We start from the raw sequence: 22,261 nt of genomic DNA on the forward strand, positions 1-22,261 counted from the left end.
AGTCATGAATAACTCCTCAATAGATGTATTTTCCACCTATCGAGGTGTCCGGGGAAATTAGACCACTGCAGATCGTCCTCAGTCGAACTCCGGTTTTGAAAAGCACAAAGATCGGCCCCCTTTCCCCTTTCCCCTCTACCCTTGGCACTTCCTGAGCCGACCTCAGATTTTGAAAAGCACATAGATCTGCTCCCTTTCCCCCTCTACCCCCTTGGGGAGAGGGTTGGGGTGAGGGGGATGGATCTCAAGCCGACTACAAAACCCAATCCCAGCGCACAAACAAAAAAGCCCTGATCTTTCGATCAGGGCTTTTTCACATCTACGCAAATTTACAGGCCGTTGGCAGCCTTGAACTCGCGACGACGACGGTGCAGCACCGGCTCGGTATAACCGTTCGGCTGTTTGGTGCCTTCGATCACCAGTTCGACCGCCGCCTGGAAGGCGATGTTGCTGTCGAAGTCCGGTGCCAGCGGACGGTACAGCGGGTCGTTGGCGTTCTGACGGTCCACCACCGGCGCCATGCGCTTGAGGCTTTCCATCACTTGCGCTTCGGTGACCACACCGTGGCGCAGCCAGTTGGCGATGTGCTGGCTGGAGATACGCAGCGTGGCACGGTCTTCCATCAGGCCGACGTCATTGATGTCCGGCACTTTCGAGCAGCCCACGCCTTGGTCGATCCAGCGCACCACATAACCGAGAATGCCCTGGGCGTTGTTGTCCAGTTCGTTCTTGATCTGCTCCGGCGTCCAGTTCGGGTTGACCGCCAGCGGAATGGTCAGGATGTCGTCTACCGAAGCGCGAGCACGTTTGGCCAGTTCGGCCTGACGGGCGGACACATCAACCTTGTGGTAGTGCAGCGCGTGCAGCGCAGCCGCAGTCGGCGACGGCACCCAAGCGGTGTTGGCACCGGCCATTGGGTGAGCGATTTTCTGCTCAAGCATCGCGGCCATCAGGTCGGGCATCGCCCACATGCCTTTACCGATTTGCGCGCGACCTTGCAGGCCGGTGCTCAGACCGATATCGACGTTCCAGTTTTCGTAAGCGCCGATCCACTTTTCAGCCTTCATGTCGGCCTTGCGTACCACCGGGCCGGCTTCCATGGAGGTGTGGATTTCGTCGCCAGTGCGGTCGAGGAAACCGGTGTTGATGAACACCACGCGCTCGCTGGCTGCCTTGATGCACGCCTTGAGGTTGACCGTGGTGCGGCGCTCCTCGTCCATGATCCCGACTTTCAGGGTGTTGCGCGCAAGGCCCAGGACGTCTTCGATGCGACCGAACAGCTCGTTGGTGAACGCCGCTTCTTCCGGGCCGTGCATCTTCGGTTTAACGATGTAGACCGAGCCGGTGCGGGTGTTACGACGCGAGGTGTTGCCGTTGAGGTTGTGCATCGCCGCCAGACAAGTGACCAGACCGTCGAGGATGCCTTCCGGCACTTCGTTGCCTTGACTGTCGAGGATCGCGTCGATGGTCATCAGGTGACCGACGTTGCGCACGAACAACAGCGAACGGCCATGCAGAGTTACTTCACCGCCATTCGGCGCGGTGTAGGTGCGATCCGGGTTCATGGTGCGGGTAAAGGTCTGGCCGCCCTTGGACACGGATTCCGAGAGGTCGCCCTTCATCAGGCCGAGCCAGTTGCGGTAAATCACCACTTTGTCGTCGGCATCGACGGCAGCCACGGAGTCTTCGCAGTCCATGATGGTGGTCAGGGCCGCTTCCATCAGGATGTCTTTGACGCCGGCGGCGTCGGTCTGGCCGACCGGGGTGCTGGCGTCGACCTGGATTTCGAAATGCAGGCCGTTGTGTTTCAGCAGGATGGCGATTGGCGCATTGGCGTCGCCCTGGAAACCGATCAGTTGCGCGTCGTCGCGCAGGCCACTGTTGCTGCCGCCCTTGAGGGTGACCAGCAGTTTGCCGTCAGCGATTTTGTAGGCGGTCGAATCGACATGGGAGCCAGCAGCCAATGGCGCAGCTTCGTCGAGGAACGCACGGGCGAAGGCGATGACTTTGTCGCCACGCACCTTGTTGTAGCCTTTGCCTTTTTCCGCGCCACCGTCTTCGCTGATCGCGTCGGTGCCGTAGAGGGCGTCGTACAGCGAACCCCAGCGGGCGTTCGAGGCATTGAGAGCGAAGCGGGCGTTCATCACCGGTACAACAAGTTGTGGGCCGGCGGTGCGAGCGATTTCGTCATCGACGTTTTGCGTCGTTGCCTGGAAATCAGCCGCTTCTGGCAGCAGATAACCGATTTCCTGCAGGAACGCTTTGTAGGCTACGGCGTCGTGCGCCTGACCGGCGCGTTCCTGGTGCCAGGCATCAATGCGAGCCTGGAAGTCATCGCGTTTGGCGAGTAGGGCTTTGTTCTTCGGCGCCAGGTCATGAATGACCTTGTCGGCACCTTCCCAGAATTTGTCGGCGGTGAGGCCGGTACCGGGAATGGCTTCGTTGTTCACGAAGTCGAACAGGACTTTGGCGACCTGCAGGCCACCGACTTGAACGTGTTCAGTCATTGCTTGCCTCACTCTGCTCAGCTATTTCGCTTTTCAGCTCTTCAATTTGACAATGAAGCCTCTGGCCATTTAAACCACAAACCTGCCGACCAGTACATGCCATTGCTGGCGGCTGGGCTGGGACCAATCAACGGCTTGGGGCCTTGCTGACGGGGCTTTCAGGGTTGCGAACAGGCCTTGGGCAGACATCGATTTAGCGTTATGTAGTGCGCGCTGCGGCATACTACATGATGAGTTGCGCTTGTGAAAATCAGACTAATTACGTCGTTCTGCGACCTCATGTCGCATTGCGGTCACATCGCGGAACGGGATGTTCTCAAAAAACCATTGGATTGTTCCAGCTAAATATAAAAAGTTGTACACATAAATGGTATTTGGCTGCTATGGCGCCGGTTTATGTGGGAGCGAGCCTGCTCGCGAAAGCGTCGGTCGCCTCAACGCAAAATCGACCCTTGCCTATACTTGCCCTTCTACAACAAAAGTCATGACAAGAGGGCTGCGCCATGGACCATCTCGTACTCACCGTATTCGCCCCGGACAAACCCGGGCAGGTCGAGCACATCGCCCAATGCATCGCCGAACACGGTGGTAACTGGCTGGAAAGCCGCATGTCGCGGATGGCCGGGCAGTTCGCCGGGATTCTTCGCGTGGGGGTGCCGGCAGAGGCTTACGACGAATTAGTCGATGCCTTACAAGCGCTGTCGGCTCACGGCATCCGCGTGCTGATTGCCGAGAGCGGCATCGAGCAGTCCTGCACCTGGAAACCGATTGCCATGGAATTGGTCGGCAACGATCGGCCCGGCATCGTCCGCGACATCACCCGGCTGTTGAGTGAACAGGGCGTCAACCTTGAGCGGTTGGTGACTGAAGTGCGTCCGGCACCGATGAGCAGCGAGCCGCTGTTTCACGCCGAAGCGATTCTCGCGGTGCCGCTGACCCTGTCGCTGGATGTATTGCAGTCGCGGCTGGAAACCCTGGCCGATGATTTGATGGTCGAACTGGTGTTACGCACAGACGTTTAAGCCCTGAGCGGGTTATCCAGTTTTAACGTGCACCTGCCTGTGGATAACCTGTAGAGACCGGGCGCAGCGCCACGCCGGCCGGGGCTTGTGTGAAACTGATCAAAAAACCGCCAACATTCAGTGACTTGCGCACAAACGGCGGGGATCACGCTGTGGATAACCTTGGGAAGGAACGATGCAGGCCACGAGAACCGTGGCCTGTGAGGGTTTGTGTGTTTTTTGATCAGCTGCGTCGACGCAAACTGATCACCGCATCGACGCTGTAAACGGCCAGACCGGCCCAGATGAAGATGAACGCGATCAACGTGCTCGACGACAAGTGTTCGCCGAACAGCAGCACCGCTTGCAGCAGCACCAGGGTCGGCGCCAGGTATTGCAGGAAACCGATGGTGGTGTAGGGCAGGTGTCGGGTGGCGGCGTTGAAGCACACCAGTGGCACCAGCGTCACCGGGCCGGCCGCTACCAGCCACCAGGCTTGCGAGGTGGTCCAGAACTCGGGCTGCGCACTGGTGGCGGTCTGGTTGAACAGCAGCCAGGCCAGCGCTATCGGCACCAGCATCCAGGTTTCCACCACCAGCCCCGGCAATGCCTTGACCGGCGCCTGCTTGCGGATCAAGCCGTAGAAGCCGAACGTCAGCGCCAGCACCAGCGACACCCACGGCAGACTGCCGACCTGCCACACCTGTTGCGCCACACCAACCGCCGCCAGGCCGACCGCGAGCCACTGCATGCGGCGCAGGCGTTCGCCGAGAATCAACATCCCCAACAGCACGTTTACCAACGGGTTGATGTAGTAACCGAGGCTCGCCTCCAGCATGCGTCCGTTATTCACCGACCATACGTAGGTCAGCCAGTTGGCCGCGATCAATGTGCCGCTCAGGGCCAGAATCGCCAGGCGTTTGGGGTTGTCGAGCAGTTCGCGCAACCAGCCCGGGTGTTTCCACACCATCAGCAACAGCGCACCGAACAGCGCCGACCACAGCACCCGATGGATGATGATTTCGACGGCCGGCACTTCGGCGATGGCTTTGAAGTAGATCGGGAACAGGCCCCAGATGATGTAGGCACTCAGGCCCAGAATGTACCCGCGACGCGGGTTGGCGGCTTGCATGCAGAATCCTTGCTTAGGCAACTAACAAAGGAGGGATTGTAAGGAGGTTGTATAGATGTGTCGTGTCAGAAAGCGAAAAGATCGCAGCCTTCGGCAGCTCCTACAGGGGAATGCGATCCATGCAGGAGCTGCCGAAGGCTGCGATCTTTTGATCTTTAATTCAGAACAACTTCAAAGGTTCTTCGTTAAGCGCTGATAGCTGCTCACGCAACGCCAGCACCTGATCGCCCCAATAACGCTCGGTGCCGAACCACGGAAAGCTGTGCGGGAACGCCGGGTCGTCCCAGCGCCGCGCGAGCCAGGCGCTGTAATGCATCAGGCGCAACGCGCGCAATGGTTCGATCAGCGCCAGTTCGCGCGGGTCGAAGTCATGGAATTCGTTGTAGCCGTCCATCAGTTCCGACAACTGCCCCAGGCATTCCTGACGATCACCGGCGAGCATCATCCAGATGTCCTGCACCGCCGGGCCCATGCGGCAGTCGTCGAGGTCGACGATGTGGAACATCTCGTCGCGGCACATCATGTTGCCGGGGTGGCAGTCGCCGTGCATGCGGATGTTCTGGTGCGGTGTGTTGGCGTAAGCATCTTCCACGCGTTTAAGCAGGTCGCGGGCGACGGACTCGTAGGCCGGCAGCAGGCTTTTCGGAATGAAATTGCCTTCGAGCAAAGTATTCAGCGAAGCGTGGCCGAAGTTCTGCACAGCGAGGGCTTCACGATGTTCGAACGGCTTGGTCGCACCGACCGCGTGAATACGTCCGAGTAACTGACCGAGGCGATACAGTTGATCGAGATTGCCCGGCTCCGGCGCGCGGCCGCCGCGACGCGGGAACAGGGTGAAACGGAAACCGGCGTGTTCGTGCAGGGTTTCGCCGTTGTGGATCAGCGGCGCCACCACCGGGATTTCGACGTCGGCCAGTTCAAAGGTGAATTGGTGTTCTTCGAGTATGGCCTCGTTGGTCCAGCGTTGCGGGCGGTAGAACTTGGCGATCAGCGGTTCGGAGTCTTCGATGCCGACCTGATAGACGCGGTTTTCGTAGCTGTTGAGCGCCAGAATGCGCGCATCACTGAGGAAGCCGATGCTTTCAACGGCATCGAGCACGAGGTCGGGGGTGAGGGTTTCAAACGGGTGGGCCATGCTGACTCCTGCGCGCAGCAGGCTGCCGCGTCCGGCCCAGCATGGTAGCGCAGATGGCAGCGGGGGAGGTGGTTGGTGTCTTCGCTAAAGCCATCGCGAGCAGGCTCACTCCCACATTAGGAAAGCGATCCCCCTGTGGGAGCGAGCCTGCTCGCGAAAGCGGTTTATCAGGCGCCGACGATCCCGCCATCCTCGCGGGTAATCGCCATCACCGAAGATCGCGGCTTGCCATTCGGCAAATGCTCAGGGAAGGTCGAACCACCGTTCTCTCCCGGATGCTGAATCCCGACAAACAGGGTTTTCTGATCCGGCGAGAAGCTGATCCCCGTCACTTCACAACCAATCGGCCCGACCATGAAGCGGCGGATCTCACCGGTCTTCGGATCGGCGCAAAGCATTTGGTTATTGCCCATCCCGGCAAAGTCGCCGGCGTTGCTCGAATCACCGTCAGTGAGAATCCACAGGCGCCCGGCCTTGTCGAAGCCCAGACCATCCGGGCTGTTGAACATGTTCTGCGGGGTGATATTCGACGAGCCGCCCTTCGGCGTCCCGGCATGCACGCCCGGATTGCCGGCGACCACGAACAGGTCCCAGGCAAAGGTCTTCGACGCGTGATCGTCGCGGTCGGTGCGCCAGCGCAGGATCTGCCCGTAGACGTTCTTCTCGCGCGGGTTTGGTCCGCCTACCGGCTGACCGTCTTCGCCGCGCTTGGCATTGTTGGTCAGGGTGCAATAGACCTGGCCGTCTTTAGGACTGACGACGATCCACTCCGGACGGTCCATGCGCGTCGCGCCAACGACGCTGGCGGCGAGGCGCGCATGGATCAGCACTTCGGCCTGATCGGCGAAGCCGCTGCTGGCGTCGATGCCGTTCTTGCCGTGGGTCAGTTCGATCCACTGGCCCTGGCCTTTCGGGTGATCAGGGTTGCCGTCGCCGGCATCGAACCTGGCCACGTACAAGGTGCCGTGATCGAGGATGTCGCGGTTGGCCTTGGCGTTGCGATGGTTGATGCGATCGCGGCTGACGAATTTGTAGATGAACTCGCCACGCTCGTCGTCGCCCATGTACACCACGGCGCGACCGTCGTCGGTCTCGGCGAGGGCGGCGTTCTCATGCTTGAAGCGGCCCAGCGCCGTACGTTTGACCGGGGTCGATTGCGGGTCGAACGGATCGATCTCGACCACCCAGCCGTGACGGTTGAGTTCGTTGGGGTTCTTCGCCATGTCGAAGCGTGGGTCGTACGGGTGCCAGTTGATCTCCCGGCTGGCGACCGAGACGCCGTAGCGCTTTTGCGCCGGGTCGAACTGCTGCTGGGCATTGCTGCTGCCGAAGCAGTCGGTGAAGTTTTCTTCGCAGGTCAGGTAAGTGCCCCACGGGGTTTTGCCGTTGGCGCAGTTCTGGAAGGTGCCGAGGACTTTCTTGCCGTGTTTGTCGGCGGCGGTTTTCATCAAGTCGTGACCGGCCGCCGGGCCGCTGATGCGCAGCGGCGAGTTGCCGTGAATCCGGCGGTTGTAGCGCGAGCCCTGGACGAACTGCCACTGACCGTTCTTGCGCTGCACTTCAATCACCGACACGCCCTCGCAGGCCAGTGCCTTGCGCACGTCTTCGGCCGATTGCGGCATGCCGCCATGCGGGTAGAGGTAGCGGTAGTTGGTGTATTCGTTGTTGATTGCCATCAACGCGCGGTTGCGGTCGTCGGGGAAGGCGAACAGGCTCATGCCGTCGTTGTTGTCGCCGAACTGCACTTCCTGGGCGGCGGCGGTGCCGTTGCCGCTCGGGTCGAAGGCCGGGCCGTTCTTGTGCAGGGGCTGGCCCCAACTGATCAGCACCGAAGACTTGTAGCCTTTGGGCAGGCTGATCACATCAGTGGTCGCCGCCGGAATGCTTTCGAAACCGAGCAGACGGCTGTTGCCGGCGCTGACGCCAGTGGCCAGCGCGCTGCGGCTCAACAGGCTACCGCCGAGGAACATCGCCGCGCCGCACAGCGCGCCGGCGCCGATGAAACCGCGACGGCTGAGGCCGACCATTTTTTCCAGGTCTGTGGATTGGTTTTCTTCTAATAGGCTCACATCAGGCTCCCTGCATGGTTTTGGCAGCCACCTTAATGAGCGTCGATGACGCTTTCGTTGCAGCGCCCGATTACAGCGGTGTGCCGATCAGCACATTGGACGGCGAAAACTGCACCTGCACCGGTTGTGCGACGCCCAGCCCGCGAGTGCGCAGGTCCAGCGGTTCCGCCAGGGCACAGAGGGTATGGCCGTTGGGCAGGGTAATGCGCACTTCGCTCGGGCCATCCTCTGCGTCGAGAATCGCTTCGATGATGCCGCTGAGAAGATTGTGACCAGACGTTGCAGGCTGCTCGTTGCTGAGCAATTCCAGCCAACCGGCCTTGATCAGCGCCACCACTTCGGTGCCGGCTTGCAGCTCCAGGTGCACGGTGCTGTCGTGGGTGATCTGCGCGTCGAGGCACAGCCCTTCGGCCAGTTCGAGGCGGATCAGGTCATTGCGGCCCTGCGCTTTGATCGCCACGACCTTGCCGTGCAACTGATTGCGCGCACTGGTTCTGAGCATCAAACGACCGAGCAGATCGAGGTCGCTGGCGTCTTCCGCTGCCTCCAGCACCTGGGCCTGCAAGGCTTGCAGTTTTTGGTACAAGCGCAACACGCGCTCGCCTTCGCTGGAGAGTTTCGCGCCGCCGCCACCCTTGCCACCGACGGCGCGTTCGACCAATGGTTTTTGCGCCAGGTTGTTCAGCTCATCGATGGCGTCCCACGCCGCTTTGTAGCTCAGACCAGCGCTTTTCGCCGCGCGGGTGATCGAGCCCTGTTCGGCGATGTGTTGCAGCAAGGCGATGCGCTGCGGACGGCGGACGATGTGCTGGGAGAGCAGGGAAGGCATGGACATGGATGGATGCTTTTTTGCTGTGGCGGTGAGGAAGGAAGTTGGCCGCTTGCAACGGGAGAGTCAAGCCTGACGCAGAACCCTGTGGGAGCGAGCCTGCTCGCGAAAGCGCAGTGTCTGCCGACATTAGTGTTGAATGTGCTGGCCTCTTCGCGAGCAGGCTCGCTCCCACATGAGGATCGCGCTGACCTCAGCTACCGGGTTTCGGCGTGCGGGCCAGGCAATAGACATCAACCCGCGCCGCCCCGGCGTTCATCAGCAACCGGGCGATTGCCTCGGCGGTGGCACCCGTAGTCAGCACATCATCGATCAACGCCAGATGCCGGCCTTTCACATCGGAGTCGGGTATCAGGCTGAAGGCATTGCGCAGATTACCTTTACGCGCCTTGGCATCGAGAACCTGCTGGGCGTCGGTATCCTTGGTTCGTCGCAAAAGCTGTTCTTCGCAGGGCAGATCCAGCGACTGACTCAACCAGCGCGCCAACATTGCGGCCTGGTTAAACCCGCGTTGGCGCAGACGTTTGTTCGCCAGCGGCACCGGCAACAACACATCAGGCCTCGGCAAGCCCTCATCGAAGCGATGTTGCAGGTATTGCCCGAGAACGTCGGCGAGCAGGTGGCCAAACGGCCATTTTGCGTTGTGTTTAAAGCGCGTAATCAAACTGTCGACCGGGAAACCATAGCGCCACGGCACTACCACCTGTTCGAACGCCGGCGGCTCTAGCAGGCACTCGCCACAGGTCAGGGCGGCGGCGCAGAGTGGCAGGGCGCAGGTCTGGCAGTGGTCGCCGAGCCACGGCAAATCAGTTTCGCAGGCCACACACATTGGCATTTCTGCTTCTGCCGGCTCATCGCAAAGCAAGCAGCTCTGTACATTATTTAAACAGATGTAAACCTGTCCTTCGTATCGAGGTTGACAGCGCATGACTCTTCCTTAAATATGCGGAACATCCGTGTCGCGCCTGTGGGTATTCCATTCCCGCAGCCGCCAGCCAAGCATAACCAAGGAACTCCCCATGAGCGCGAGCACCACTGCCACCCTGCGTCACGACTGGTCTCTGGCCGAAGTCAAAGCACTCTTCGTACAGCCATTCAACGACTTGCTGTTCCAGGCGCAGACGGTGCACCGCGCACATTTCAACGCCAACCGCGTTCAGGTTTCGACCCTGCTGTCGATCAAGACCGGCGCCTGCCCGGAAGACTGCAAGTACTGCCCGCAGTCCGGTCACTACAACACCGGTCTTGAAAAAGAAAAGCTGATGGAAGTGCAGAAGGTCCTCGAAGAGGCTGCACGCGCCAAGGCCATCGGCTCGACACGTTTCTGCATGGGCGCGGCGTGGAAGCATCCGTCGGCGAAAGACATGCCGTACGTGCTGAAAATGGTTGAAGGCGTAAAGGCCATGGGCCTGGAAACCTGCATGACCCTTGGTCGTCTCGACCAGGATCAGACCGAAGCACTGGCCAAGGCCGGTCTCGATTACTACAACCACAACCTCGACACGTCGCCCGAGTTCTACGGCAGCATCATCACCACCCGTACTTACAGCGAACGTCTGCAAACGCTGGCCTATGTGCGTGAATCGGGGATGAAGATCTGCTCCGGCGGCATCCTTGGCATGGGCGAGTCGCTGGATGACCGCGCCAATCTGCTGATCCAGTTGGCCAATCTGCCGGAGCATCCGGAATCGGTGCCGATCAACATGTTGGTGAAGGTCGCCGGTACGCCTTTGGAAAACGCCGAAGACGTCGACCCGTTCGACTTCATCCGCATGCTCGCCGTGGCCCGCATCCTCATGCCGCAATCCCACGTGCGCCTGTCCGCCGGCCGCGAAGCGATGAACGAGCAGATGCAGGCCCTGGCCTTCTTCGCCGGCGCCAACTCGATTTTCTACGGCGACAAGTTGCTGACCACCGCCAACCCGCAGGCCGACAAGGACATGCAGCTGTTTGCGCGTTTGGGTATTCAACCGGAAGCCCGTGAAGAGCATTCCGATGAGGTGCATCAGGCGGCGATCGAGCAGGCGCTGGTGGAGCAGAAGAGTAGCGAGCAGTTCTATAACGCTGCCGTCTGATCGCCATACGGATTCCATGTAGGAGCTGCCGAAGGCTGCGATCTTTTGATCTTGTCTTTTAAAAAAACAACATCAAAAGATCGCAGCCTTCGGCAGCTCCTACACAGTCATTTTTCAGATGTGAGGCCTGCATGTCTTTCGATCTCGCCGCACGCCTTGCTGCCCGTCGTGCCGAAAACCTCTATCGCCAGCGGCCGCTGCTCGAATCCCCGCAGGGGCCGCAAGTGGTGGTCGACGGCCAACCGTTGCTCGCCTTCTGCAATAACGATTACCTCGGTCTGGCCAATCACCCGCAAGTGATCGAAGCCTGGCGCGCCGGCGCTGAGCGCTGGGGCGTCGGTGGCGGTGCCTCGCATCTGGTGATCGGCCACAGCGGTCCGCATCACGCACTGGAAGAAGCACTGGCTGATCTAACCGGGCGCCCGCGTGCGCTGCTGTTCACCACCGGCTACATGGCCAATCTCGGCGCGGTCACGGCGCTGGTCGGGCAGGGCGACACGGTGCTGGAAGATCGCCTCAACCACGCTTCACTGCTCGACGCAGGGCTGTTGTCCGGCGCGCGTTTCAATCGTTATCTGCACAACGACGCAGTGAGTCTGGGCAAACGTCTGGAGAAAGCTACCGGTAATACACTGGTAGTCACTGACGGTGTGTTCAGCATGGACGGCGATCTCGCTGACCTGCCGGCGCTGGCCCGTGAAGCCAAGGCCAAAGGCGCGTGGTTGATGGTCGATGACGCTCACGGTTTCGGCCCACTGGGTGCGAACGGCGGGGGCATCGTCGAGCATTTCGGTTTGAATCAGGAGGACGTGCCGGTGCTGGTCGGCACCCTCGGCAAAGCGTTTGGCACGGCGGGGGCATTTGTTGCCGGCAGCGAAGAGCTGATCGAGAGCCTGATCCAGTTCGCCCGTCCGTACATCTACACCACCAGCCAGCCACCGGCGCTGGCCTGCGCGACCCTGAGAAGTCTGCAGTTGCTGCGCACTGAACACTGGCGCCGTGAACATCTGCAGACCTTGATTCGCCAATTCCGCCAGGGCGCCGAGCAGATCGGTCTGGAGTTGATGGACAGCTTCACGCCGATCCAGCCGATCATGATCGGCGATGCCGGCCGCGCGGTGCGGTTGTCGCAAATGTTGCGCGAGCGCGGGCTGATGGTCACCGCGATTCGTCCGCCGACCGTGCCCGCCGGCAGCGCGCGCTTGCGTGTGACCCTGACCGCCGCCCACAGCGAGGCGCAGGTGCAGCTATTGTTAGAGGGACTGGCCGATTGCTTTGCCCAACTGTCGTCGGAGCCAAGCCATGCGTAATCGCCTGATTCTGCTGCCCGGCTGGGGCCTCGGCGTGTCGCCGATGGAACCTCTGGCCGCCGCTTTGCAAGGACTCGACGAACATCTGAAGGTTGAAATCGAGCCATTGCCAGAGCTGGATTCCAGCGACCTGCAAGACTGGCTGGATGAACTCGATGAACGCATTCCTCAAGACGTCTGGCTGGGTGGCTGGTCCCTGGGCGGCATGCTCGCGTCCGAATTGGCGGCGCGCCGTGGTGAGCGTTGCTGCGGTTTGCTGACACTGGCGAGCAATCCTTCCTTCGTTGCCCATGAGCAGTGGCCGAACGCGATGCTGGGCGAGACCTTCGATGCATTTCTCGCCGGTTGTCAGGCCGATCCACGGATGACCCTCAAACGGTTTTCGCTGCTCTGTGCTCAAGGTGCGCAGGACCCGCGCGGGTTGTCGCGGTTGATGGCGGGCGGCGCGCCGAATACCGCGCCGTCGGCGTTGATGGCGGGATTGGAATTGCTTGCGCAAATGGACACTCGCGAAGCGCTGCAGGCTTTTCGTGGCCCGCAGTTTCATTTGTTCGCCGGACAGGACGCTCTGGTCCCGGCGGAAGCGGCGGGGGCGTTGTTCGCCCTGTTGCCGGATATCGAAATTGGCCTGATCGAACAGGCCAGCCATGCCTTTCTTCTGGAAGACCCCCACGGACTGGCGGGCGCTATCCAGGCTTTTCTCCATGAGTGCGGTGATGACTGATTTGTCTCTAGTGCTGCCTGGCGGCTTGCCTGACAAGCGTCAGGTCGCGGCCTCTTTTTCTCGCGCGGCGGCCAGTTACGACAGCGTCGCCGAGTTGCAACGTGATGTTGGTACACAGTTGGTTGAGCGTTTGCCGCAGGAATTTGTGCCTGCGCGTTGGCTGGATCTGGGTTGTGGCACGGGATATTTCACCCGCGCGTTGGCTTCGCGGTTTGCCGAGGGTCACGGTCTGGCGCTGGACATTGCCGAGGGCATGCTGACTCACGCACGGCCACTGGGCGGCGCCGAACATTTCATCGCCGGTGATGCGGAGCGGCTGCCGTTGCAGGATTCGACCTGCGACCTGATTTTCTCCAGCCTCGCCGTGCAGTGGTGCGCGGACTTCGACACGGTGCTCAGCGAAGCCTTTCGCGTACTGAAACCGGGTGGGATTCTTGCGTTTGCTAGTCTTTGTGTCGGGACGTTGTTCGAGTTGCGCGACAGCTGGCGGCAGGTCGACGGGCTGGTGCACGTCAACCGCTTCCGCGAGTTCGCCCGTTATGAGCAACTGTGTGCGGCCAGTGGCTTGCGTACGTTGAGCCTGGAGAATCAGCCTCACGTGTTGCATTACCCGGATGTGCGCAGCCTGACCCATGAATTGAAGGCCTTGGGTGCGCACAATCTGAATCCCGGGCGGCCGGGCGGTTTGACCGGGCGCGCGCGGATTCTCGGGCTGGTCGATGCTTACGAGCAGTTCCGTGAGGCGTCGGGGTTGCCGGCGACTTATCAGGTGGTCTACGCCGTGTTGGAGAAACCCGTATGAGCACAGCCTATTTCATCACCGGCACGGACACCGATGTCGGCAAGACCACGGTGGCCGCCGGGCTGCTGCATGCGGCGCGTTCGGCGGGGCTGAGTACTGCGGCGGGCAAACCGGTGGCGTCCGGATGTGACGTCACGCCCAAGGGGTTGCGCAATGCCGATGCGCTGGCGCTTTTGGCTGAGTGTTCTTTGCCGCTGACTTATCAACAGGTCAATCCGGTGGCGTTCGAGCCGGCGATTGCTCCGCATCTGGCGGCGCGCGAAGCGGGTGTGGCGCTGACCGTACAATCGTTGCTGGCGCCGATGCGCGAGATTCTGGCGATGAATGCCGATTTCACCTTGATCGAAGGCGCGGGTGGCTGGCGCGTGCCGTTGGCGGATCAGGACAATCTGTCGGATCTGGCAATTGCGTTGAAGCTGCCGGTGATTCTGGTGGTGGGCGTGCGGCTGGGATGTATCAGTCATGCCTTGCTGACGGCCGAGGCGATTGCCCGTGATGGGCTGCAACTGGCCGGGTGGGTGGCGAATATCATCGATCCGAAGACTTCGCGGCTGGAGGAGAACCTCGCCACATTGGCCGAGCGGATTCCGGCGCCGTGCCTGGGGCGCGTGCCGAAGCTCAAGGCCTTGACCGCAGAGGCGGTGGCGGATCATTTACAGCTGGATCTGCTCGACTAAGCTTTTCTCTATGGGCAGGCACTGTGCCATTAGTGTTTTTGACGGGTGTTTTTCTGGCGCCTCTGGTTCAATGGCGCCATTGATCCTTCCCAAGGATGAGAACTGTTATGGAAATCTCCGGTAACACAGCTTTTTATGCAGGTCTGAGCTCGATTCAGAGCGGGCAGAACCGCGTCGATCAGGCCGCCAGCCAGATTGCCAACAACACCATTGAGCGTTCGGTCACCAGCCAATCTTCGGAAGCGCAGGTTGATCGTCTGCGCGGCGTTGACCGCAGCCAGCAAATGGATCTGGGCAGCGACATGGTTCAAATGGCTCAAGGCAAATTTCAAGTGGAACTGGGCGTGAAAGTCGCCAAAGCTTCCGACGAAATGCTCGGTACGATCATCGACACCTTCGCCTGATTTTTCGCCAACTGCATTCTGAACGCCGCGCTTTGTCGCGGCGTTTTTCGTTGTAAGTCCTTCTCCCTCAACTAATCTTTTTTCAGCGCCCGTGGCTCGTTCGAGCGCATGGCGGTTTGCTGTGTCCGACGTTTGAAAATTCTGATGACGAACGGCAAAAGATCGACGCTTGACAAGATTTCAGCGTAAACGTATGTTTCAAACAACTGTTTGACCGTCACAACAAATCAACACGGTCGTTCATTCCCGGTTACATCAGCAGAGGTTTATCGCTATGCCTGACTACAAGGCCCCCTTGCGTGATATTCGCTTCGTTCGTGACGAACTGCTCGGCTACGAAGCGCACTATCAGAGCCTTCCGGCTTGCGCAGACGCAACTCCGGACATGGTTGACGCCATTCTCGAAGAAGGCGCCAAGTTTTGTGAGCAGGTACTGGCGCCGCTGAACCGCGTGGGCGACCTCGAAGGTTGCACCTGGAGCGAGTCCGGCGTGAAAACCCCGACCGGCTTCAAAGAGGCTTACAAGCAATTCGTTGAAGGTGGCTGGCCAAGCCTCGCTCACGACGTTGAGCACGGCGGCCAAGGCTTGCCTGAATCGCTGGGTCTGGCAGTGAGCGAAATGGTTGGCGAAGCCAACTGGTCGTGGGGCATGTACCCAGGCCTGTCGCACGGCGCGATGAACACCATCTCCGAGCACGGCACCCCTGAGCAGCAAGAAGCCTATCTGACCAAACTGGTTTCCGGTGAATGGACCGGCACCATGTGCCTGACCGAACCGCACTGCGGCACCGACCTGGGCATGTTGCGCACCAAGGCCGAACCTCAGGCTGATGGTTCCTACAAAGTTTCCGGCACCAAGATCTTCATCTCGGCCGGCGAACACGACATGGCCGATAACATCGTCCACATCGTGCTGGCACGCCTGCCGGATGCACCGGCTGGCACCAAAGGCATCTCGCTGTTCATCGTTCCAAAGTTCCTGCCGAACGCCGATGGCACCGTCGGTGCACGCAACGCAGTGAGCTGCGGTTCGCTGGAACACAAGATGGGCATCCACGGCAACGCCACCTGCGTGATGAACTTCGACGGCGCTACCGGTTTCCTGATCGGCCCGGCGAACAAAGGCCTGAACTGCATGTTCACCTTTATGAACACCGCTCGCCTGGGTACCGCGCTGCAAGGTCTGGCCCACGCCGAAATCGGGTTCCAGGGTGGCCTGAAATACGCTCGCGATCGTCTGCAGATGCGCTCCCTGACTGGCCCGAAAGCGCCGGACAAAGCCGCTGACCCGATCATCGTGCACCCAGACGTACGCCGCATGCTGTTGACCATGAAGGCGTTCGCCGAAGGTAACCGTGCGATGGTGTACTTCACCGCCAAACAGGTCGACATCGTCAAATACGGCGTCGATGAAGAAGAGAAAAAGAAAGCCGACGCACTGCTGGCCTTCATGACTCCGATCGCCAAGGCGTTCATGACCGAAGTCGGTTTCGAAGCCGCCAACCACGGCGTACAGATCTACGGCGGTCATGGTTTCATCGCCGAATGGGGCATGGAACAGAACGTTCGCGACAGCCGCATTTCGATGCTGTACGAAGGCACCACCGGTATCCAGGCTCTCGACCTGCTCGGCCGTAAAGTGTTGATGACGCAAGGCGAGGCTCTGAAAGGCTTCACCAAGATTGTCCACAAGTTCTGCCAGAACAACGAAGGCAACGAAGCGGTTAAAGAGTTCGTCGCACCGCTGGCTGCCATCAACAAGGAATGGGGCGAGCTGACCATGAAGGTTGGTATGGCTGCCATGAAAGATCGCGAAGAAGTCGGCGCGGCCTCCGTGGACTACCTGATGTACTCCGGTTATGCCTGCCTGGCTTACTTCTGGGCCGACATGGCACGTCTGGCAGCTGAAAAGCTGGCAGAAGGCACTGGCGACGCAGCGTTCTACACCGCCAAGCTGCAAACCGCGCGCTTCTACTTCCAGCGCATCCTGCCACGTACTCGTACCCACGTGGCCACCATGCTGTCGGGCGCCAACAACCTGATGGACATGAAAGAAGAAGACTTCGCACTGGGCTACTAAGCTTTAGCGCCGTCTCATGAAAACCGCTGCTCCTGTTAGGGGGCAGCGGTTTTTTTGTTGGTGAATCGCTCAGATAGTCGGGCTTCCGGCCGTTAAAGAGACAGTGTGTGATCTGGATCACATTGTGTGGGCTTGGTCGCACTTTGCGGGCACAATGCCATCTCTTTGCTATGACGGGTCGGAGCTTTACCCTTGCCGCGTTCTTCCGCTGTACGTTTCAGCCATTTCCTGCCATCACTGCTGTTGTTACTTGCGGGGTTGGCGGCTGCGTACGTCAAAGACCTCAGTGTGTTCTTCACTTCGCTGTTCAACGTGTTGCCGACGTTGGTGCTGTTGTTGGGCGGTGCGTATTGCGCGGTTTACCGACGTCAGCGCGAACTGTTTCTGATGCTCACGGTGTACATCGCCTACTTTCTGCTCGACACCCAGACCGACTATTACCGCGACAACGGCAAGGTCCGCGAAGACGCTGCGGTGGTGTTTCATCTCGTGTGTCTGCTGTTGCCGTTATTGTTCGGCCTGTTCGCCGCATGGCAGGAGCGCACCCACCTGTTTCAGGACATGGTCGCGCGGTTTGCTGTGTTGCTGGCCTTCGGCAGCGTGGCGTTGGGGCTTGAGCAAAGTTACCCCCAGGCATTGCTGATCTGGCTGTCGGAGATCCGCTGGCCGGCGCTGCACGGCGCGTGGATGAGTTTGATTCAGTTGTCCTATCCGGTGTTTATCTCGGCGTTCCTGCTCTTGGCCTGGCAGTACTGGCGCAACCCGCGCCCGCTGCACGCGGCGCAGCTGGTCGGCCTGCTCGGCGTGTTCTGGATGCTGCCGAAAACCTTCATTCTGCCGTTCACACTCAACATCATGTGCAGCCAGGTGATGTTGATGATCGCCGCGGCGGTTGCGCACGAGGCTTATCAAATGGCCTTCCGCGATGAGCTCACTGGTCTGCCGGGCCGTCGCGCGCTCAATGAACGCATGCAGCGCTTGGGTCGCAACTATGTATTGGCGATGAGCGACGTCGATCACTTCAAGAAATTCAACGACACCCATGGTCACGATGTCGGTGACCAGGTGTTGCGTTTGGTCGCCAGCAAGCTGTCGAAAATCGGCGGCGGCGGTAGGGCATATCGCTATGGCGGTGAGGAATTCGCTTTGGTGTTTGCAGGCAAAACCCTTGAGGAGTGCATGCCGCACCTTGAGGTGATCCGCGAATCGATTGCTTCCTACAACATTCAACTGCGCAATCAGGAAAATCGCCCGCAGGATGACCAACAAGGTCGGCAGCGCCGCGCCGGCTCCGGTGCCTCCAGCGTTTCCGTCACGGTGAGCATTGGCGTTGCCGAACGAGTGGAGCAGCGCAACCCGGAACAAGTGCTCAAGTCTGCCGACGAGGCGCTCTACGCCGCGAAAGGCGCGGGGCGTAACTGCGTGATGGCGTACGGACAAAACCGCCGTGGCGCGGTGCGCATGGACGCTGCCGCAGGTTGAGTGATAACGGCGCATTCAGCGTCTGCACAATGATTGTGGGGTGTGGTGTCCGGCAGTAGGTTGAAGAAATCTGCTGACGGAGAAGCCACCATGCCTGAGTACAAAGCTCCCCTGCGCGACATGCGCTTTCTGATCGACCACGTTTTCGACTTCCACAGCAACTACGCCGCCCTCGGCGCGCACGACGCCAGCCCGGACATGATCAACGCGATCCTCGAAGAGGGCGCGAAGTTCTGCGAGAACGTTCTGGCGCCACTCAATCGCAGCGGTGACGAAGAGGGCTGCCATTTCGACAACGGTGTGGTGACAACGCCTACAGGCTTCAAGCAAGCCTTCGCACAATACGTCGAAGGCGGCTGGCACGGTCTGGCGGCAGATCCGACTTACGGCGGCCAAGGCCTGCCCAGTTCGCTGGGGCTGGTGATCAGCGAGATGGTTGGCTCGAGCAATACGTCCTGGGGCATGTACCCAGGCCTGACCCACGGCGCGATGTCGGCGATCCATGCCCATGGCAGCGCCGAGCAGAAAGACACCTACCTGAGCAAACTCACTGCCGGCCAATGGACCGGCACCATGTGCCTGACCGAAGCCCATTGCGGCACTGACCTGGGGATCATCAAGACCCGCGCCGTGCCCCAGGCCGACGGCAGTTATGCGGTCACCGGCAGCAAGATTTTCATTTCTGCCGGCGAGCACGACATGAGCGACAACATCATCCATCTGGTGCTGGCCAAACTGCCGGATGCGCCGGCCGGGACCAAAGGCATTTCGCTGTTTATCGTGCCGAAGTTCCTGCCGGACGCTGCCGGTGAGGCGGGCGTGCGCAACGATGTGTCCTGCGGTTCGATCGAACACAAAATGGGCATCAAGGCCTCGGCCACCTGCGTGCTCAATTTCGACGGTGCCAAGGGCTACCTGATCGGCGAGCCGAACAAGGGCCTCAACTGCATGTTCACCATGATGAACCACGCACGCCTCGGCACCGGCATGCAGGGTTTGTGTCTGGGCGAAGCGAGCTTCCAGGGCGCGATCAAATACGCCAACGACCGCCTGCAGATGCGCGCGCTGACCGGCGCCAAAGCCCCGGATAAACCTGCCGATCCGATCATCGTCCACCCGGACGTGCGGCGCATGCTGCTGACCATGAAGGCCTTCAACGAGGGCAACCGTGCGCTGACCTATTTCACCGCACAATTGCTCGATGTCGCGCATCTGAGCAGCGATGCCGAGGCGCGTCAGGAGGCCGACGACCTGTTGGCGTTCCTCACGCCGATCTGCAAGGCGTTCATGACCGACACCGGCCTGGAAGTGACCAACCACGGCATGCAGGTGTTCGGTGGCCACGGCTTCATTCGTGAATGGGGCATGGAGCAACTGGTTCGCGATTGCCGGATTGCGCCGATCTACGAAGGCACCAACGGCATTCAGGCGCTGGACCTGTTAGGTCGCAAGGTTCTCGGCAGTCAGGGCAAGTTGTTGCGCGGCTTCACCAAAATCGTCCATAAGTTCTGCGCGGCCAACGCCGAACACCCGCAACTGGGCAGTTTCGTTGCGCAGCTCAACGAGCTCAATCAGCAGTGGGGCGACCTGACCATGAAGGTCGGCATGGCGGCGATGAAAAACCCGGATGAAGTGGGCGCGGCATCGGTGGATTATCTGATGTACAGCGGTTACATCATCCTTGGCTATCTCTGGCTGCGCATGGCACTGGTGGCGCAGACGCAACTGGAGGCGGGCGAGGGTGAGGCGGATTACCTGCGGGGTAAATTGGCGACGTGCGAATTTTACTTCAAGCGCCTGTTGCCGCGTACGGCAGCGCATCGGGCGGCGATTGAGGCAGGTAGTGATTGCCTGATGAGACTGCCTGCCGAAATGTTTGCGCTTTAAGGAAGATCAAAAGATCGCAGCCTGCGACAGCTCCTGCACGGGATCGAGTTTTACCTGTAGGCGCTGGCGAAGGCTGCGATCTTTTTCTGGTGACTAAAAATAACAAATCGGTCACCGGTTGACCCTATGTGTCGCAAAAGTTGTTGAGGTACACTCAGGCTCAACGAAAACATCATTCCACGAATCACCTGTTTAGATCTTGCGAGGTTTGCCATGGCTGACTACAAAGCGCCGCTGCGCGATATGCGCTTCGTCCTCAATGAAGTGTTCGAGGTCGCCAAACTCTGGGCTGAACTGCCAGCACTGGCCGAGACTGTCGACGCCGAAACCGTTGAAGCCATTCTCGAAGAGGCCGGCAAGGTCACCAGCAAAAGCATCGCGCCACTGAGCCGTGCCGCTGACGAGGAAGGCTGCCACTGGGCAGACGGTGCCGTGACTACCCCGGCCGGTTTCCCACAGGCTTATCAGACTTACGCTGAAGGCGGTTGGGTCGGTGTCGGCGGTGATCCGGCCTACGGCGGCATGGGCATGCCCAAAGCCGTATCGGCGCAGGTTGAAGAAATGGTCAACTCCGCCAGCCTGTCCTTCGGTCTGTACCCGATGCTGACCGCCGGCGCCTGCCTGTCGATCAACGCTCACGCCAGCGAAGAGCTGAAAGCTGCGTACCTGCCGAACATGTACGCCGGTGTCTGGGCAGGCTCCATGTGCCTGACCGAGCCGCACGCCGGTACTGACCTGGGGATTATCCGTACCAAGGCCGAGCCTCAGGCCGACGGTTCCTACAAGGTAAGCGGCACCAAGATCTTCATCACCGGTGGCGAGCACGACCTGACCGAAAACATCATTCACCTGGTATTGGCCAAACTGCCGGACGCCCCAGCAGGCCCGAAAGGCATTTCGCTGTTCCTGGTGCCAAAGTTCATGGTCAATGCCGACGGCACCCTGGGCGCGCGCAACCCGGCGAACTGCGGTTCGATCGAACACAAAATGGGCATCCAGGCGTCCGCGACCTGCGTGATGAACTTCGACGAAGCCGTGGGTTATCTGGTCGGCGAGCCGAACAAAGGCCTGGCCGCGATGTTTACCATGATGAACTACGAGCGTTTGGGCGTGGGCATCCAAGGTCTGGCCACCGGCGAGCGCTCCTACCAGAACGCCATCGAGTACGCCCGTGACCGTCTGCAAAGCCGTTCGCCAACCGGCGCACAGAACAAAGACAAAGCCGCTGACCCGATCATCGTCCACCCGGACGTACGGCGCATGCTGTTGACCATGAAAGCCTCGAACGAGGGCGGCCGTGCGTTCTCCACCTACGTGGCGATGCAACTCGACACCGCCAAGTTCAGCGAAGACGCCACCACCCGCAAGCGTGCGGAAGACCTGGTCGCGTTGCTGACACCTGTGGCCAAAGCGTTCCTCACCGACCTGGGTCTGGAAACCACCGTACACGGCCAGCAAATTTTCGGCGGCCATGGCTACATCCGCGAGTGGGGCCAGGAGCAACTGGTGCGTGACGTGCGCATCACCCAGATCTACGAAGGCACCAACGGCATTCAGGCGCTGGATCTGGTCGGTCGCAAGATCGTCGGCAGCGGTGGCGCGTTCTACAAGCTGTTTGCCGACGAGATCCGCCATTTCACCGCGACGGCCAGCGCCGATCTGGGTGAATTCACCAAGCCGCTGAACGCCGCCGTCGACACCCTCGATGAGCTGACCTCATGGTTGCTGGACCGGGCGAAAACCAATCCGAACGAAATCGGCGCGGCGTCGGTCGAATATTTGCAAGCATTCGGATACACGGCGTATGCCTACATGTGGGCATTGATGGCCAGAGCTTCGCTGGGCAAAGAAGCGCAAGACGATTTCTATGCCAGCAAGCTGGGCACCGCGCGCTTCTACTTCGCCCGTTTGCTGCCGCGTATTCACTCGTTGAGTGCGTCGGTGAAGGCCGGTAGCGAGTCGCTGTTCCTGCTGGATGCGGCGCAGTTCTGATGCGATGACGTCATGTAAGCATTCTCTTACGTGACGTGCTGCTGTTCTCCCATAGGCGTAGATTGGATCCACAGCTAATCTACATTTCATGGACGTCGCGCAGGAAGCGCAAAGCAACAACACGGACACGTAGGATTCTGCCAGGGTGGCGGAGT

At 60.1% G+C, this 22,261-nt stretch carries 17 protein-coding genes; 11 read left to right on the top strand and 6 right to left on the bottom strand.

The window, feature by feature from the left end:
* Positions 1-329: 329 nt before the first annotated feature.
* A complete protein-coding gene (locus M9827_RS25320) occupies positions 330-2,507 on the bottom strand; it encodes a malate synthase G (RefSeq protein ID WP_250607877.1) in 2,178 nt (725 codons plus the stop codon).
* Between the two features lie 503 nt (positions 2,508-3,010).
* On the opposite strand from M9827_RS25320, the gene M9827_RS25325 reads away from it, so the two are divergent.
* The gene (locus M9827_RS25325; RefSeq protein ID WP_250607879.1) at positions 3,011-3,529 is read left to right on the top strand and encodes a glycine cleavage system transcriptional repressor; all 519 of its coding nucleotides are present in this window, start codon (positions 3,011-3,013) and stop codon (positions 3,527-3,529) included.
* A 223-nt stretch (positions 3,530-3,752) separates the two neighbouring features.
* On the opposite strand, the gene rarD is transcribed toward M9827_RS25325, so the two are convergent.
* From rarD to M9827_RS25350, 5 genes are all read right to left on the bottom strand, one after another.
* Positions 3,753-4,640 carry an EamA family transporter RarD gene (rarD, locus tag M9827_RS25330; protein ID WP_250607881.1) on the bottom strand — a complete coding sequence of 296 codons (888 nt, stop codon included), beginning with the start codon at positions 4,638-4,640 and terminating at the stop codon, positions 3,753-3,755.
* 160 nt (positions 4,641-4,800) lie between these two features.
* A complete protein-coding gene (locus tag M9827_RS25335; RefSeq protein ID WP_110720743.1) occupies positions 4,801-5,775 on the bottom strand; it encodes a serine/threonine protein kinase in 975 nt (324 codons plus the stop codon).
* A gap of 167 nt (positions 5,776-5,942) precedes the next feature.
* Positions 5,943-7,844, bottom strand: a complete 1,902-nt coding sequence (locus tag M9827_RS25340) for a PhoX family protein (protein WP_250607883.1) — start codon at positions 7,842-7,844, stop codon at positions 5,943-5,945.
* 70 nt (positions 7,845-7,914) lie between these two features.
* Positions 7,915-8,679, bottom strand: a complete 765-nt coding sequence (locus tag M9827_RS25345; protein WP_250607885.1) for a TOBE domain-containing protein — start codon at positions 8,677-8,679, stop codon at positions 7,915-7,917.
* Between the two features lie 187 nt (positions 8,680-8,866).
* Entirely contained in the window at positions 8,867-9,601 is a 735-nt protein-coding gene (locus M9827_RS25350; protein WP_250607887.1) for a ComFC family protein, read from the bottom strand.
* A gap of 91 nt (positions 9,602-9,692) precedes the next feature.
* Between M9827_RS25350 and bioB the strand changes: the two genes are divergently transcribed.
* The 10 genes from bioB (at position 9,693) to M9827_RS25400 (ending at position 22,106) form a co-directional block, all read left to right on the top strand.
* Positions 9,693-10,748, top strand: coding sequence for a biotin synthase BioB (bioB, locus tag M9827_RS25355; protein WP_007910031.1), 1,056 nt, complete (start codon positions 9,693-9,695; stop codon positions 10,746-10,748).
* Between the two features lie 131 nt (positions 10,749-10,879).
* Positions 10,880-12,058: an 8-amino-7-oxononanoate synthase gene (gene bioF / locus M9827_RS25360; protein ID WP_250607889.1), complete on the top strand. Its 1,179-nt coding sequence runs from the start codon at positions 10,880-10,882 to the stop codon at positions 12,056-12,058.
* Positions 12,051-12,782 carry an alpha/beta fold hydrolase gene (locus tag M9827_RS25365; protein ID WP_250607891.1) on the top strand — a complete coding sequence of 244 codons (732 nt, stop codon included), beginning with the start codon at positions 12,051-12,053 and terminating at the stop codon, positions 12,780-12,782. Before bioF ends, M9827_RS25365 begins: the two co-directional genes overlap by 8 nt.
* Positions 12,775-13,584 (top strand): malonyl-ACP O-methyltransferase BioC, encoded by an 810-nt coding sequence (gene bioC, locus M9827_RS25370; protein WP_250607893.1) that lies wholly within the window; start codon positions 12,775-12,777, stop codon positions 13,582-13,584. The genes M9827_RS25365 and bioC overlap by 8 nt, the downstream gene beginning before the upstream one ends.
* Complete coding sequence (gene bioD / locus M9827_RS25375) at positions 13,581-14,261, top strand: dethiobiotin synthase (RefSeq protein WP_250607895.1); 681 nt, start codon at positions 13,581-13,583, stop codon at positions 14,259-14,261. The genes bioC and bioD overlap by 4 nt, the downstream gene beginning before the upstream one ends.
* Positions 14,262-14,368: 107 nt before the next feature.
* Entirely contained in the window at positions 14,369-14,665 is a 297-nt protein-coding gene (locus M9827_RS25380; protein ID WP_093429944.1) for a pyrroloquinoline quinone biosynthesis protein PqqE, read from the top strand.
* 274 nt (positions 14,666-14,939) lie between these two features.
* Complete coding sequence (locus tag M9827_RS25385) at positions 14,940-16,745, top strand: phenylacyl-CoA dehydrogenase (protein WP_250607897.1); 1,806 nt, start codon at positions 14,940-14,942, stop codon at positions 16,743-16,745.
* Positions 16,746-16,937: 192 nt separating this feature from the next.
* Complete coding sequence (locus tag M9827_RS25390; RefSeq protein ID WP_250607899.1) at positions 16,938-18,227, top strand: GGDEF domain-containing protein; 1,290 nt, start codon at positions 16,938-16,940, stop codon at positions 18,225-18,227.
* Positions 18,228-18,317: 90 nt separating this feature from the next.
* Positions 18,318-20,114 (top strand): acyl-CoA dehydrogenase C-terminal domain-containing protein, encoded by a 1,797-nt coding sequence (locus M9827_RS25395; RefSeq protein WP_250607901.1) that lies wholly within the window; start codon positions 18,318-18,320, stop codon positions 20,112-20,114.
* Positions 20,115-20,327: 213 nt separating this feature from the next.
* Positions 20,328-22,106: an acyl-CoA dehydrogenase C-terminal domain-containing protein gene (locus M9827_RS25400; protein ID WP_250607903.1), complete on the top strand. Its 1,779-nt coding sequence runs from the start codon at positions 20,328-20,330 to the stop codon at positions 22,104-22,106.
* Positions 22,107-22,261: the final 155 nt, after the last annotated feature.

Origin of the sequence: Pseudomonas sp. AKS31, assembly GCF_023634765.1 — a bacterium.
In the GTDB taxonomy this organism is placed as follows: Bacteria; Pseudomonadota; Gammaproteobacteria; order Pseudomonadales; family Pseudomonadaceae; genus Aquipseudomonas.